This window comes from Rhizobium sp. BK491 (assembly GCF_014194925.1).
Classification (GTDB): Bacteria; Pseudomonadota; Alphaproteobacteria; order Rhizobiales; family Rhizobiaceae; genus Rhizobium.
The window spans coordinates 145,320-157,511 of record NZ_JACIAR010000007.1 but is presented as its reverse complement, the minus strand read 5'-3'; the positions used below and the strand labels follow the sequence as shown (position 1 = coordinate 157,511).

The following is a 12,192-nucleotide window of genomic DNA, read 5'->3' as shown; positions in this document are numbered from 1 at the left end:
TCCAGCGTCGTCTCGATTGATGCACCAATCATCCATGACCTCCGAATCATGGAGACCTATAGATTCAGACCATGGATAAATGTGCAACTGTAATGCTACGGCGTAAACTCATTAAATTGCTTGTCGTTTATGATCCGCTCTGGTTCAAGGCTTCCAACGAAGGAGGCATTTGATGACGCGTCGTCGCTACGAACTCACGGACCACGAATGGTCAATTATTTTGCCTCTGCTGCCGAACAAGCCTCGCGGCGTTCCTCGTGTCGATGACCGGCGGGTCCTGAATGGCATCCTTTGGCGCTTCCGAACCGGCTCGCCGTGGGCGGAAGTTCCTGAACGTTACGGGCCGCCAACCACCTGCTACAACCGCTTCGTGCGTTGGCGGAAGGCCGGTGTCTGGGATCGTCTTCTTGAAGCGGTTTCAGAGGCTTATGACGGCGACATCGTTATGATCGACTCGACCTGTGTTCGCGTTCATCAGCACGCGGCCACGGGAAAAAAGGGGATCGAGACGATGGTGGCATGGGACGTTCCCGCGGCGGGCTCACGAGCAAAATCCACGCGCTCGTCGATGCCGAAGGTCGGCCAGTCACGCTCCGTCTGACCGGCGGCCAGATTGCCGACTGCACTGAAGCCGATGCGCTGACGGACGACCTCGGCGAAGGTGATATCCTGCTTGCCGATAAGGGCTATGACACCAACGCCATCCGAGCCAAGGCGGCCGAGCGCAAGGCCTGGGCCAATATTCCGCCGAAGACAAACCGCAAGGGCTCCTTCGTGTTCTCGCGCTGGGTCTATCGACAACGCAACCTCGTGGAACGCTTCTTCAACAGGATCAAACAGTTTCGAGGCATCGCAACCCGCTATGACAAGCGTCCGGAAAATTACCTCGCCGCCGTAAAGCTCGTCGCCGCAAGGGTCTGGTGCCAGAGTTTATGAGTCGACGCCGTAAGAATGCACTGAGGAACTGGTACCGCGAATACGAGCAGCATCGAGATCTGCGCGTTCGTTCTGTGGCTCGCGGGCCGAAGTTTTCCGAGGCCCAGAAGCAGGCTGCGCTTGAGCACTCCCGCACTCACGATCGCTGTATCCCTTCAACGATGAGAGCGTTGGGCTATCTAGGTCGGGGGACTCTGACGGCATGGGTTCGAGAGGTGTTTCCGGAGGCGAGGACTTCGATGGTCGGTCGATCCTGGCGTCCGGCTTATCCCGAGGCCTTGAAGCAGGCCGCGGTCCTTGATCTTTGCAATGGAGAAGAGAGTGCCCAGGAAGTTGCCGACCGGCTGGGCGTATACCGGCCAACATTGTACAGTTGGAGGAATGAGTTACTCGGTCATGAGGCTGCCTCATCGATGAAACGCCGCAAAACCTCTGCGCCGGCACCTGAGCGCGAGGAACTTGAGCGACAGCTTGAGGCCCTCCAACGCGATGTCCGCCAATTGCAGCTCGAGCATATCTGCTGAAGAAGGCAATGAATTCTTAAAAAAGGGCCTGGGCGTCGATCTGCAGACCCTGAGTAATCGGGAAAAGACACAGCTGGTTGACGCCCTCAAAGATATCTATCGATGCCAGAGCTGCTTGCGCAGTTGGGAATTGCGCGAAGCTCCTACTTCTACCACCACGCCCGAGCGAACCTGGAAGACAAGTATGTCACGATCCGTCGCAACCTGGCGGAAAACTTCGAAAGCAACCATCGCTGCTACGGCTATCGTAGACTGCAGGCGTCTCTGGCGAGGCAGAGTGTGACAATCTCGGAAAAGGTGGTGCAGCGATTGATGAAACAGGAGCGCCTGGTCGCCGCCGGACCACGGCGACGGCGTTTTGGCCCGTACCTGGGAGAAATCAACACGCATGAGCATGCGCGGAACGTTGTGATGATGTAACCTCAAGCGCTGAAGGCAAAAGCTTGCTTGAGGAATCGCAACATGGGTGACAAGGAGACAGTCATCATCGGCGCAGGCCCGGCCGGATTGGCATGCGCCGCGGCGCTCCGTGCAAGAGGTCGCCGTTCCATTATCCTTGAAGCGACAAACAGGCTCGGCGCATCGTGGCGGAGACACTACGACCGTCTTCACCTCCATACTGATAAAAGCCACTCAGCGCTTCCGGGAAGGCCGATGCCCGCCCGTTTTCCAAAATATCCGTCGCGATTGCAGGTCATCGAGTACCTAGAAAGCTATGCGCTGGAAAACAGCCTTCGAATTCTCACCGACAAGACTGTCGCGTGCGTAGCCAAAGAGACGGACTGGATTGTCGAGACCACCGACGGCGATGTGTTCCAGGCGGGAGCTGTTGTAATCGCGACCGGTCTCTCGAGGATACCTGTCGGACCGCATTGGACCGGTCAGGATAGTTTTCCAGGAACCATCATTCACTCTTCCGTATACCGTAACGCTTCCGCCCTCGGCGCAGGTCGACTCCTGATAGTCGGCTTCGGAAACTCCGCAGGAGAGATCGCGCTGGAATGTGCCGAAGCGGGTCTTGATGTCGCCATGTCGGTGCGCGGTCCGGTCAGGAGATATTTGGTGTGCCAAGCGCGACGATCGCCATCGTTCAACAGCGATTTCCTTACAGAATGATCGACGCATTTAACGCGCCTTTTCTGCATCTACGCTATCGCGATATCGAGGAGCTGGGTCTCAAGCGTTGCCGGCAAGGCCCTTTGGCCAGGATGATAGAGCAAGGCAGGACTCCCTTGATCGACATCGGTACCATCGCGAAGATCAGGGATGGTCGGATCAAGGTATACCCTGGCATCGAAATGTCGGACGGTGCGAGCGTGTTCTTCGCCGATGATCGGTCTGCGGAATTCGATGCGATTGTGCTAGCGACAGGCTTTAAGCCGTCTCTGGAGACGCTTCTGCCTGACTTGACACAACGGTTATCGAATGCGGGGAAGCCGGCACGGGGCGAGCTTCAACCGGGAAATGACGGTCTGTACTTTTGCGGCTTTAACCCGGCGACGACAGGCCTGCTTCGCCAGATTGGCATCGAGGCGTCGCAAATCGCAAACTCGATCGCGGCGGCAGGCGCGCAAGCTGTTTTATCTCGACGGAGTTGAAGCGGAGAAAGCCGTATAGGTGGGCACCGTTCCGCGGTCTCGAGCAGGACGATCCAAAACTCAGTCTAAATGCACGGCGATGATGCCTTGATCGCTTCCGGGAGATGATGACGGCAACTGTACGGTTATGAACGAGCTCTTGCGCAGTACTCTGCCTCTGATCGACAGGCTGGAACAATATTCCACTTTGGCAGTTGATCATGAGTGAAATTAAGGAGGATACGCAAATGCGAAAGATCATTATTGCCTGCGCCGCCGCCATCACCATCGGTGCTGCTTTGCCTGCGGCCGCCGAAGAGGTCATCGTCGACGGGCCTTCCTATGATCAAGGCTATCGTCACCATCGTCATCACCACCCCTATGTTGCGCTAAGTGATCGCGGCATCGCCGTCGGAACGGTTCGCGATCGCGACCGTTACGATCGCTATAATGACCGCGGTCGATGCATGACACGGAGCGTCACCCGCACGGATGAAAACGGCGATCAGGTGACCAGAACCATGAGGCGTTGCGAATAGCGATGACAATGGGGTTCACAAACCTACGAACGTTGCTCGTCCCGAAGACGACCATGCCTTCGCCTTGTTAGCGTGCCCCTGATCGTGGTTTTCTATCAAGTTGCTACGACCGAAATGAGCCACTTTTTACGATGTAGCGATTGTCTCCGTCATGGCGGAGGTCATCATTCAGGACTTTGAAACGATCGACGTCGCACATTTGGCGATATCTCCCGTTGCGGGCGCTGCCTTCCAAAGGAGACTGAGCAGTTCCTGCACGGAGCGCGGGATGCTGCGGGGAGGGGCGGTCTGCAACCCGAATTATCCCATGTTCTTACCAAAGCTAAACATTCTCATAGTCGTTGGCCTGTCGTGCCATCGAAAAGGTGAAGTTTGTCGATATCGGGCTTCACGGAAATGATGTCACCGGCTCCCGATACCACGCGCTCGCGCAATGCCAACACCAGTTGATCTGACCCCACGCCTGCGACGATCAGCGTCTCTGCTCCGGTCGGCTCCACGACGACCACGTGGGCATCGATGCCGTCCTCCCCGATCGAAATGTTCTCCGGCCGAATACCATAAATGATCTCGACTCCTCGCGAGACGTGGAGTCCTTCGGGCAAAGGAAGGCGCGCTCCACCATCGGCGACGAATTCCAGCGGGCCGGCACTACTGATCTTGCCGCGGATGAGATTCATGCCCGGGGAACCGATAAAGCCAGCGACGAAGAGGTTGGCGGGCCGGTCATATAGTTCGAGCGGCGAGCCGATCTGCTCGACATAGCCGTCACGCATGACGACGATCCGGTCCGCCATTGTCATGGCTTCGATCTGGTCATGGGTGACGTAGATCGTGGTCGTACGCAGGCGCTGATGCAGTTGCTTGATTTCCGAGCGCATCTGCACGCGAAGTTTAGCGTCCAGATTGGACAATGGTTCGTCAAAGAGAAACACCTGCGGCTGACGTACGATCGCACGGCCCATGGCGACGCGCTGGCGCTGGCCACCGGACAGATTGCGCGGATAGCGGTCGAGGAGGTTTTCGAGACCAAGAATTTGCGCCGCATCGCGCACACGCTGTCGGATCTCTTCCTTCGGCGCCTTGGCCAGCCGAAGCGAAAAGCCCATATTCGCCTCGACCGTCATATGCGGATAGAGCGCGTAGGATTGGAACACCATGGCGATGTCGCGGCTCTTGGGTTCGACATCGTTGACCACCCGGCCGCCGATCACGACGTCACCGCCGCTGATCTCCTCAAGACCGGCAATCATGCGAAGAAGTGTCGATTTTCCGCAGCCCGAAGGGCCGACGAGAATAACGAATTCGCCGTCCTCGATATCGATATCCACTCCATGCAGAACTTCGAAGTGACCGTAGCTCTTGCGGACACTCGTCACGCTGACCGATGCCATTATGATCTCCAATTAGAAAAGCGTGCGTCTGATCGCCAACACCCTTGCCGACCACAAGGGGTCGGGCAGGGTGGCACGGCGACCTATGCGATCGTGGCTGCAGAATAGGGTTCCAAGGCCGCGTCGATCGTCGCAATGCAGAGATCGCGCGCTTGAGGCAGAACCTTCTTCGCGACCACTGCCGGATAGACCCGGCCGAGATACTGGCTAATGAGCGTTTCCGGAATATCGCCCTCGAAGCGCGCAAGCAGAGCCTCGACTGCCGCGGCGGCCTTCTCGTTCGGCCAATAATAGCGGATGCGGTCGCTATAGCTGAAATGGCGTTGCAAGCGCTGCTCGTCGACGGAGCCGCCGTAATGGGAACTCCAGTTGGCCGGATTTTCGAGCATGACGGCCTCCATCGTCGCATGGATCGCATCGGGTGGAACCCTTCCGGCGAGAACCGACGCGATGGTATCGAGGCCATAGAGCGCCTCGCGCAAGGCAAAGGTCAGGCCTGGCCCGACCTTGAGGATGGCGAAACCGCCGTCCACGAGGGCGGCAAGCGCATCCGCAGGTTGATAATCCGTGGAATGAGCCTCGAAGAGCAGGCCGGGCATTTGATCCAGAGCGCCAATCAAGGCATTCGCGCGGTCCGGTCTGTAGAGGACGACATTGGCATTGCCGAACTCGACGCCGGGCTGGACGACGATGGCGATCACCCGCTCCAGAGCGCCTTCGACACCCGCCTCGGTAAAGGCGGCACGATGCACTGCCAGCGTGTTTATCGCCGCCTCTGGTCGCGTCACCTCGAGCTCGTCGAGGGCATGGGTGGCGCCGCCCGGCGGCGGGACCTCGGTTCCGATAATATAGACGGGTGGCCGGCGGCCGGAGCGAAGAGCGATCTGTTCGGCCACGCGGGCAAGCTGCGCGGCACGCTCCGCCGTCAGCTCGTCGGCCAGGGCCACCGGCTCGTCCGCGCAGCCCATCGAAGTATCGAGGTGGATCTTTTCGAAACCCGCCTCGACATAGGCGGCAATCATCGCCTCGGCCTTCGCCATCGCTTCCTTAGCGGGCAGCCTCCTCCACGGGTTCGGCCCAAGATGGTCGCCGCCAAGGATGATACGATCCACAGGAAAGCCGATTGCGGCGGCCATGTCTTCGACGAAGCGGCGGAAGTCGCGTGGCGTCATTCCGGTATAGCCACCATCCTGATTGACCTGATTGCAGGTCGCTTCGATCAATGCGACCGCCTCATCTAAGGCTGCACGCCTCAGTGCCGCCTCGATAACGAGCGGATGCGCCGAGCAGACCGATGTGATCCCGCGCGGCATTGTCTTGACGCGATCGCCGAGAAGCTTCTTCAGCGCAATGCTGCGATTGTGTTCGACAGAGTCATTCATCCGAGCATCACGACCTTGGTCAGATGGCGGGGCGATACCGTATCGACACCCTTCGACTGCGCTGCCCGTTCGCCGAGGATCTGCAGGGCCGGCAGCACGCAGAGGCCCGCAAGTGTCGGATCGCAATCGACGGGCAGCTCCAGATCGCCCGGACCGCCAAAGCCGATGACGGTCGCACCTTTTTGCCGCAGCTCTTCGACCAGCAGCGCTTCCGCAACCTTCTGATCGGCGCTGTAGAGCATGACGACCGCTGTATTTTCATCAACGAGGCTGATCGGTCCATGGCGGTATTCCAGCGGATGGAAGCCCTGGGTGATGATCTGGCTCATTTCCATCAGCTTCAAGGCACCTTCCAGGGAGATGCCGTAGAGCGGCCCGCCGCCGAGGAAAACGAAATGCGACCGACCTTCGATGATCTTCGGAAGAGCCGCATCGAGCTGATCGGCCAGACGGCGTGCGGACTGGACAATCGATGGCGGGATCTCCACGCCGACCATCTGCATGCCCAGAAGCAGCATGAGGCTCGCCGAGACCGTCATGACGATCCCTTCATCGCCGTGGGTCGCCGCTTCGATCAGCCGGTCGCAATTCCTAGCGAGCGAGCTTTCGGGCTCGACCGTGATGGCGGTAACGAAAACGCCGGCTTTGCGGCTAGTCTTGGCGGCAGCGACGGTTTCCGTCGTCTCGCCGCTGCGCGAAAGGGCCACCAGATGGACCTTCTGCCAGCGCGGCCAGAAGGCGGCCGGCCGGCTCAGCCATTCCGCACCCGGTACGGCAATCGCCGGATAGCCGGCAAGATTGGCGTGAGCCGCAAGCGACAAGGCGAGATTGTAGGATGTGCCGCAGCCCAGAAAAACCGTCAGTTCGGTATCATGCGGGGCGGAGACCGGTCCGATCGCCTTTTCCCAATAAGGGAATTGTTCGAAGATCACCTTTTCCGTCGTATTCATGCTAGCTCCGATTTACTTGACCGATCCGGCCAGCAGACCGCTGACGAGGTATCGATTGAGAAAGATGACGACCAGGACGGGAATGATGATGGCAATCGATCCGCTTGCCGTGATCAGCCCATAGTCGACGAAGTTCTTGGTGACGAATTCCGGGATCAGCACCGTCAACGGCTTCGTCGCCTGCGGCGAGAAGATGAGTGGGACGAGATACTGCCCCCATGCGCCAAGAAAGGTCAGGATCGCCGCCGCCGTCAGGCCAGGGCCTGCGAGCGGCAGGACGATGTTGAAGAAGATGTAGAGCCTGCCGGCGCCATCGAGCTGCGCCGCCTCCTCAAGCGCGATCGGCAATGCCTCGAAGACGCTTCGCAACAGCCACAGGGACAGGGGGAGGTAAGCCGAGACGTAGATCAGCGCCACGCCGACATAGGTATCGACCAGATGCAGGCTGATCATGATCCGGTAAAGCGGAATGAGCACCGCATAGCCGGGGATTGCGAGCGTCGCGACGATGGCGGCAAACAGAAAACCCCGGCCGGGAAACTGGATCCGCGTGAAGGCATAGGCGCCGAGTGCCGATATCGCCACGCAAAGAAGCGTTGCGGCCACCGACGTCACGATGCTGTTGATCAGCGCTGCGCGGAACTGCGACCAGACCTGGACCCCGCCGATCCTGGCAATATCGATGCCGAAGAGACGCGAGAAATGATCCAGCGTGAAATGCCGCGGAAAGAAATGGATCGGTCTAGCCGAGAAGTCCTCGGTCGGCGTGACGGAGCTTGCGAGCGTCCAGTAGATCGGTCCGAGCGACCAGATCAGGAGAACCGCGACACCGGCCCAGATCAGCAAATGATGGGAAAGGCTCTGTTTCATCAGTCAAACCGGGTGTTGCGATAGACGCGCAGGACATAGACGAGCGAGACCAGCAGTGAGACCAACGTGATCACGAGAGATAAGGCCATGCCATAGGAGAAGCGCAGGTTCTGGAAGGTCTCGAGATAGATCTGGACGAGAACCGGTCGCGTCTCGAGGCTGGAACCCGCCAAGACCCAGGCCTCGTCGAAGAGGTTGAATGCGTTGACGGTCGCGTTGGTCATGGCAACGGCAATGGCGCTGCGCACCAGCGGAAGCGTAACAAGGGTAAACATCTGTGCGCGCGTTGCACCATCGATGCGCGCGGCCTCATAGAGATGAGCGGGAATGCTCTGCATGGCGGCCAACACGATGACGACGGTCAGGGGCATCATTCGCCAGACGTGAACAACCGTGACTGCGATGATGGCGCTGGTGCGATCGTTGAACCAGACGTGGTTTTCGAATGGCAACCCGATGGCCGAGAGAACGCCGTTCAGCAATCCCGCACCCGGTTGGTAGATCCAGAGCCAGATCACCGCATTGACGACACCGGGCAGCGCCCAGGGCAGGACGACAGCTGCGAGCAGCCATTGCCGGCCGACCTTGACCTGATTGATGAGGGCGGCGGCAAGCACGCCGAACACCGTCTCGGCCACGACCGCGAGCACAACGTAGACAAACGTATTGACCCAGGTCGTGCCCAATGGCCCGTCGGAGAGCATGCGGGTGTAGTTTTCCAGCCCGACAAAGGGCGTTCCCGCCTGCATCGGATTGACCCTGTGGAGGCTATCCCACACCGTTCTTCCGATCGGGTAGAAGACAAGGGCCGCCATCGTGATCAGTATCGGCGAAACAAGCAGGATACCCAGCATGGTGTCGGCCTTGACGCCGGCACCACGCCTGCTCCTGCCACCGGCAGAGATTGCGATTGTCATTGCGCCGATGCCTGCTTTGCCGCTTCGGCGATGTTCTGCATGGCCTGATCGACGGTGACCTGGCCCTTCGCCGCACTATTGATGGCCGTATTGACCGCGCTTGAGAATTCCGGATACCAGGGGGGCGTACCCTGCGGGAACAGCGGCTCGACGGTCTTCGACTGCGCGACGAGCGTGTCACCGCTCAGCAGCTGGCCGGCGGCATTGAGTTCAGACAATGCCGATGTGCGGGTCGGCAATGCGCCATTGGCCGCATTCTTCTTCTGGAAGTCCTTGCTGGTGAACCATTTGACGAAGGCGATGGCGGCTTCCCTATTCTGGGAAACGCGGGGGATGGCGAGCGCTTCGGGAAGGCCGAAGCTGCGGGTCTCGCCGCTTGCGGTCGGCACCAGGATCGCCTCGATCTGACCGGCCACTTTCGACTGCTTGGGATCGTTCATCTGACCGATCCTGCCCGGCTCACCCGAAATCATGATGCTGGTGACGCCCTGGGCAAACATGCTCTCATTGATCTGGCTGTCCTTGAGGCCGGTGGAGGCGGGATCGACGAGACCTTCCCTCAGCAGCATCAGTTCGAAGGCCAGCGCCTTGTAGCCGGCCGAATCCTTCGAGACGAAGAGCGGCTTGAAATCCTTGTCGAACAGTTCGCCGCCAAAGGCTTTCGTCAGCAGATACCAGCTGGTCGATGCGCCTTCGGTGGCCGAGAGCGGCAGGCCTATCGGATAGGTCGCGATCTTCTTTTCCTTGATCTGCTTGGCGGCAGCGACAAGCTCGTCGAGTGTCTTCGGCATCGTCGTGATGCCCGCGTCGGCGAAATGCTTCTTGTTGATCAGCATGACGCGGAAGTCGTTGGTATAGGGCACGCCGAGCAGATTGCCGTTGACCGTGAAGATCTTGGAGACTCCGATATCCTTGACCGTATCGGCGTCGATCACCTCGTTGAGCGGCAGATACCAGTCCGCGGCGCTGAACTGGCCCGTCCATGACCAATCGAACTCGGTAACATCGGCCGGTGCTGTGCCTGCGATCAGCGAGGTGACGAGCTTCGGGCGGATATCGTCCCACGAGAGTGTCTGCATATTGACGTGAATGCCGGTCTCGGCTTCGAAGTCGCCGGGAATGTTCGGTGCCTGCGGCGAAGGCATCAGCACCGTGATCGATTGTCCGGCAAGCGGTTTCGCATCCTGGGCGAGAGCCGGACCGGCGGCAACGAGCGCCGCGAGAGCGACGAATGGCAAAGTAAATTTACGCATGTTCCCTTCTTTCCTTGTTATTGAGGCTTGCTTCACTGGAATGCACCGCTGCGGTCTTTGACGTCGCGGCGATTTGCGTGATCCAGCCGTCATCCACCGGCCAGTCGAGAAGGCGGGCAGCCGCCAGAAGGGCGCCGCCGATGGGAGGAAGCTTCGGGCTTACGGCCGGGCGGCCGATGCGCCGCTCGAGTGCGGCAAGCAGGGCGCGGCTTGCAAATGTTCCGCCGGCATGGGTCCAGTCGGCGGCCGGATCGCAATGCGGCGCTATGGCTTCGACATGCTTTGCCAGTTCCGATGCGGCCTGTTCGATCAATTGTTTCGCTGCTCCGTCACCGGAGCGCGCAACGCGATCGACGAGAATCGATAGGGCAGCGATCTCGGCGCGAGGGTTTTCGAGTTCGCTCACCCATCCTCCCAGCGCATTAACCGGATCGATGCTGTTGAGGTTGAGGAATTCGAACATGGCCTTCGCCAACGCGGTCGGGCCTGCCCGCCCGTCGAGGCTCTGGCTGACGAGGCTGAGAGCCGCCCGCCCGATCCAATAGCTGCTGCCCTCGTCGCCGATGACGTCGCCCCATCCGCCGACGCGCGCCGATGCGCCAGCGCTGTTGCGTGCCCAAGCCATCGAACCCGTGCCGGATAGGATCAGAATACCAGGCTTTCCGGCGAAAGCGCCGAGATGAGCCGCATCGACATCGTTGAGAATATGCCGCTTCGCCGTGGAGAAGCTGGCCTCGATCGCCTCGCGCTGCTGTTCCGACAGGCGTGCCACTTCGCCATAGGCCGGCAGCGCGGCAGCGACGGCCGCCGGCGGTTGCCGCTCCAGGAAGGGGCGCAGGGCAAGATCCAGTTCGCGCCGCCAGTTTGGATTGTCCATCGGATTGACCCCGCCGTTGCGCGACATAAGCAGCACGTTGCCGGCTCGGTCGGCGAGTGCCGCCAGCACCTTGCTGCCGCCGCCATCGATGCCGAGGATCAGGTCGTCGCTCATTCCGGCGCTCCGAGATCCGCGATCGTCGTTTCAACGCCGAGATTGACAAGTTCGCTGCGCCAATGCGCGGAAAGAGCCGCATCGGTAATCACCCTGGCAGCCCTCAAGAGGGCGACCTTGTAGGTCGCCATCGTGCCGAACTTCGAGGAATCGGCGAGCACGAAGCGGTGCGCCGAGCGGCTCAGCATGCATTTGTTAAGGCTCGCTTCGGCGCTGTCGACGCTATAGATCGCGCCGTCCGGGCTGATGGCGCTTGCGCCGAGGAAGAGCTGATCGAACCAGATGCTCTCGAGCATCGCTTCGGCCTGCGGCCCGACAAGCGAAGCATTTTCGCTGCGAAGCTGCCCGCCGAGCAACACGACTTCCAGATTGGGGATGTTGAGGAATTCCTGCGCTACCGTCAGGCCATTGGTGAAGATGCGAAGCGGCATTGGGTTCAGGCGGATGAGGCGGGCAAGCTGCAGCACCGTGGTTCCGGCATCGAGAAAGATCGCCGTGCGCGGCGTCAGCAAATCGTAGGCTGCCGTTGCGATCGCGCGTTTGGCCGACAGATGCCGCTTGGCCCGCTCCTGAAAGGCAAGCTCCACCGATGAGCCCTCGGCGATGCGAGCGCCGCCATGCACGCGGTCAATGGCGCCTTCTCGTTCGAGAACCTGCAGGTCCCGGCGCACCGTCGCCAGGGAGGCGCCGATGGCGTCAGCGAGCGCCTGGATGGTCGAAAACCCGTTCGCATATAGATGGCTGCGAATAGCGTCGAGACGATCGACTTTCAGTCCCCCGGCCTGACTCAACGAAGGTTCCTCTCTCGTAGTCATTTCTATTTCGCTCAGATTTCCACCCAATAAGATCAATGTCAATC

Annotated in this window: 12 protein-coding genes and 1 pseudogene; 5 read left to right on the top strand and 8 right to left on the bottom strand. The window is 59.9% G+C overall.

Annotated features, from left to right (window positions below; translation table 11 throughout):
• Positions 1–172: 172 nt before the first annotated feature.
• The 5 genes and pseudogenes from FHX05_RS25425 to FHX05_RS25410 all read left to right on the top strand — a co-directional run bounded on the left by FHX05_RS25425 (position 173) and on the right by FHX05_RS25410 (position 3,576).
• Positions 173–936 (top strand): IS5 family transposase gene (locus tag FHX05_RS25425; protein WP_183875332.1). Its coding sequence is split into 2 segments (ribosomal slippage): positions 173–488 and positions 488–936, totalling 765 coding nucleotides; the frame shifts between segments, so codons are not numbered across the junction.
• Positions 937–947: 11 nt separating this feature from the next.
• A pseudogene (locus FHX05_RS25420) lies at positions 948–1,844 on the top strand (IS3 family transposase); the annotation flags it as partial.
• Positions 1,845–1,922: 78 nt separating this feature from the next.
• The gene (locus FHX05_RS30520; RefSeq protein WP_246699090.1) at positions 1,923–2,576 is read left to right on the top strand and encodes an NAD(P)/FAD-dependent oxidoreductase; all 654 of its coding nucleotides are present in this window, start codon (positions 1,923–1,925) and stop codon (positions 2,574–2,576) included.
• A complete protein-coding gene (locus tag FHX05_RS30515; protein ID WP_246699089.1) occupies positions 2,573–3,058 on the top strand; it encodes a hypothetical protein in 486 nt (161 codons plus the stop codon). Before FHX05_RS30520 ends, FHX05_RS30515 begins: the two co-directional genes overlap by 4 nt.
• A gap of 227 nt (positions 3,059–3,285) precedes the next feature.
• Complete coding sequence (locus tag FHX05_RS25410; RefSeq protein ID WP_183875331.1) at positions 3,286–3,576, top strand: hypothetical protein; 291 nt, start codon at positions 3,286–3,288, stop codon at positions 3,574–3,576.
• A 332-nt stretch (positions 3,577–3,908) separates the two neighbouring features.
• On the opposite strand, the gene ugpC is transcribed toward FHX05_RS25410, so the two are convergent.
• From ugpC to FHX05_RS25370, 8 genes are all read right to left on the bottom strand, one after another.
• A complete protein-coding gene (gene ugpC, locus FHX05_RS25405) occupies positions 3,909–4,970 on the bottom strand; it encodes a sn-glycerol-3-phosphate ABC transporter ATP-binding protein UgpC (protein ID WP_183875329.1) in 1,062 nt (353 codons plus the stop codon).
• Positions 4,971–5,053: 83 nt separating this feature from the next.
• On the bottom strand, positions 5,054–6,352 hold the full coding sequence (locus FHX05_RS25400) for a D-tagatose-bisphosphate aldolase, class II, non-catalytic subunit (protein ID WP_183875327.1): 1,299 nt from the start codon (positions 6,350–6,352) through the stop codon (positions 5,054–5,056).
• Positions 6,349–7,302: an SIS domain-containing protein gene (locus tag FHX05_RS25395; RefSeq protein ID WP_183875325.1), complete on the bottom strand. Its 954-nt coding sequence runs from the start codon at positions 7,300–7,302 to the stop codon at positions 6,349–6,351. The genes FHX05_RS25400 and FHX05_RS25395 overlap by 4 nt, the downstream gene beginning before the upstream one ends.
• Before the next feature lie 12 nt (positions 7,303–7,314).
• On the bottom strand, positions 7,315–8,172 hold the full coding sequence (locus FHX05_RS25390; RefSeq protein WP_183875323.1) for a carbohydrate ABC transporter permease: 858 nt from the start codon (positions 8,170–8,172) through the stop codon (positions 7,315–7,317).
• The gene (locus FHX05_RS25385; RefSeq protein ID WP_183875321.1) at positions 8,172–9,089 is read right to left on the bottom strand and encodes a sugar ABC transporter permease; all 918 of its coding nucleotides are present in this window, start codon (positions 9,087–9,089) and stop codon (positions 8,172–8,174) included. Before FHX05_RS25385 ends, FHX05_RS25390 begins: the two co-directional genes overlap by 1 nt.
• Positions 9,086–10,342 (bottom strand): sugar ABC transporter substrate-binding protein, encoded by a 1,257-nt coding sequence (locus FHX05_RS25380; RefSeq protein ID WP_183875319.1) that lies wholly within the window; start codon positions 10,340–10,342, stop codon positions 9,086–9,088. The genes FHX05_RS25385 and FHX05_RS25380 overlap by 4 nt, the downstream gene beginning before the upstream one ends.
• The gene (locus FHX05_RS25375; RefSeq protein WP_183875318.1) at positions 10,335–11,333 is read right to left on the bottom strand and encodes a BadF/BadG/BcrA/BcrD ATPase family protein; all 999 of its coding nucleotides are present in this window, start codon (positions 11,331–11,333) and stop codon (positions 10,335–10,337) included. The genes FHX05_RS25380 and FHX05_RS25375 overlap by 8 nt, the downstream gene beginning before the upstream one ends.
• Complete coding sequence (locus FHX05_RS25370) at positions 11,330–12,124, bottom strand: DeoR/GlpR family DNA-binding transcription regulator (protein ID WP_183875316.1); 795 nt, start codon at positions 12,122–12,124, stop codon at positions 11,330–11,332. Before FHX05_RS25370 ends, FHX05_RS25375 begins: the two co-directional genes overlap by 4 nt.
• Positions 12,125–12,192 lie beyond the last annotated feature (68 nt).

Coding starts and splice junctions, on each gene's coding strand:
- FHX05_RS30520 (WP_246699090.1), top strand. CDS start 1,923: ATGGGTGACAAGGAGACAGTCATCATCGGCGCAGGCCCGGCCGGATTG.
- FHX05_RS30515 (WP_246699089.1), top strand. CDS start 2,573: ATGATCGACGCATTTAACGCGCCTTTTCTGCATCTACGCTATCGCGAT.
- FHX05_RS25410 (WP_183875331.1), top strand. CDS start 3,286: ATGCGAAAGATCATTATTGCCTGCGCCGCCGCCATCACCATCGGTGCT.
- ugpC (WP_183875329.1), bottom strand. CDS start 4,970: ATGGCATCGGTCAGCGTGACGAGTGTCCGCAAGAGCTACGGTCACTTC.
- FHX05_RS25400 (WP_183875327.1), bottom strand. CDS start 6,352: ATGAATGACTCTGTCGAACACAATCGCAGCATTGCGCTGAAGAAGCTT.
- FHX05_RS25395 (WP_183875325.1), bottom strand. CDS start 7,302: ATGAATACGACGGAAAAGGTGATCTTCGAACAATTCCCTTATTGGGAA.
- FHX05_RS25390 (WP_183875323.1), bottom strand. CDS start 8,172: ATGAAACAGAGCCTTTCCCATCATTTGCTGATCTGGGCCGGTGTCGCG.
- FHX05_RS25385 (WP_183875321.1), bottom strand. CDS start 9,089: ATGACAATCGCAATCTCTGCCGGTGGCAGGAGCAGGCGTGGTGCCGGC.
- FHX05_RS25380 (WP_183875319.1), bottom strand. CDS start 10,342: ATGCGTAAATTTACTTTGCCATTCGTCGCTCTCGCGGCGCTCGTTGCC.
- FHX05_RS25375 (WP_183875318.1), bottom strand. CDS start 11,333: ATGAGCGACGACCTGATCCTCGGCATCGATGGCGGCGGCAGCAAGGTG.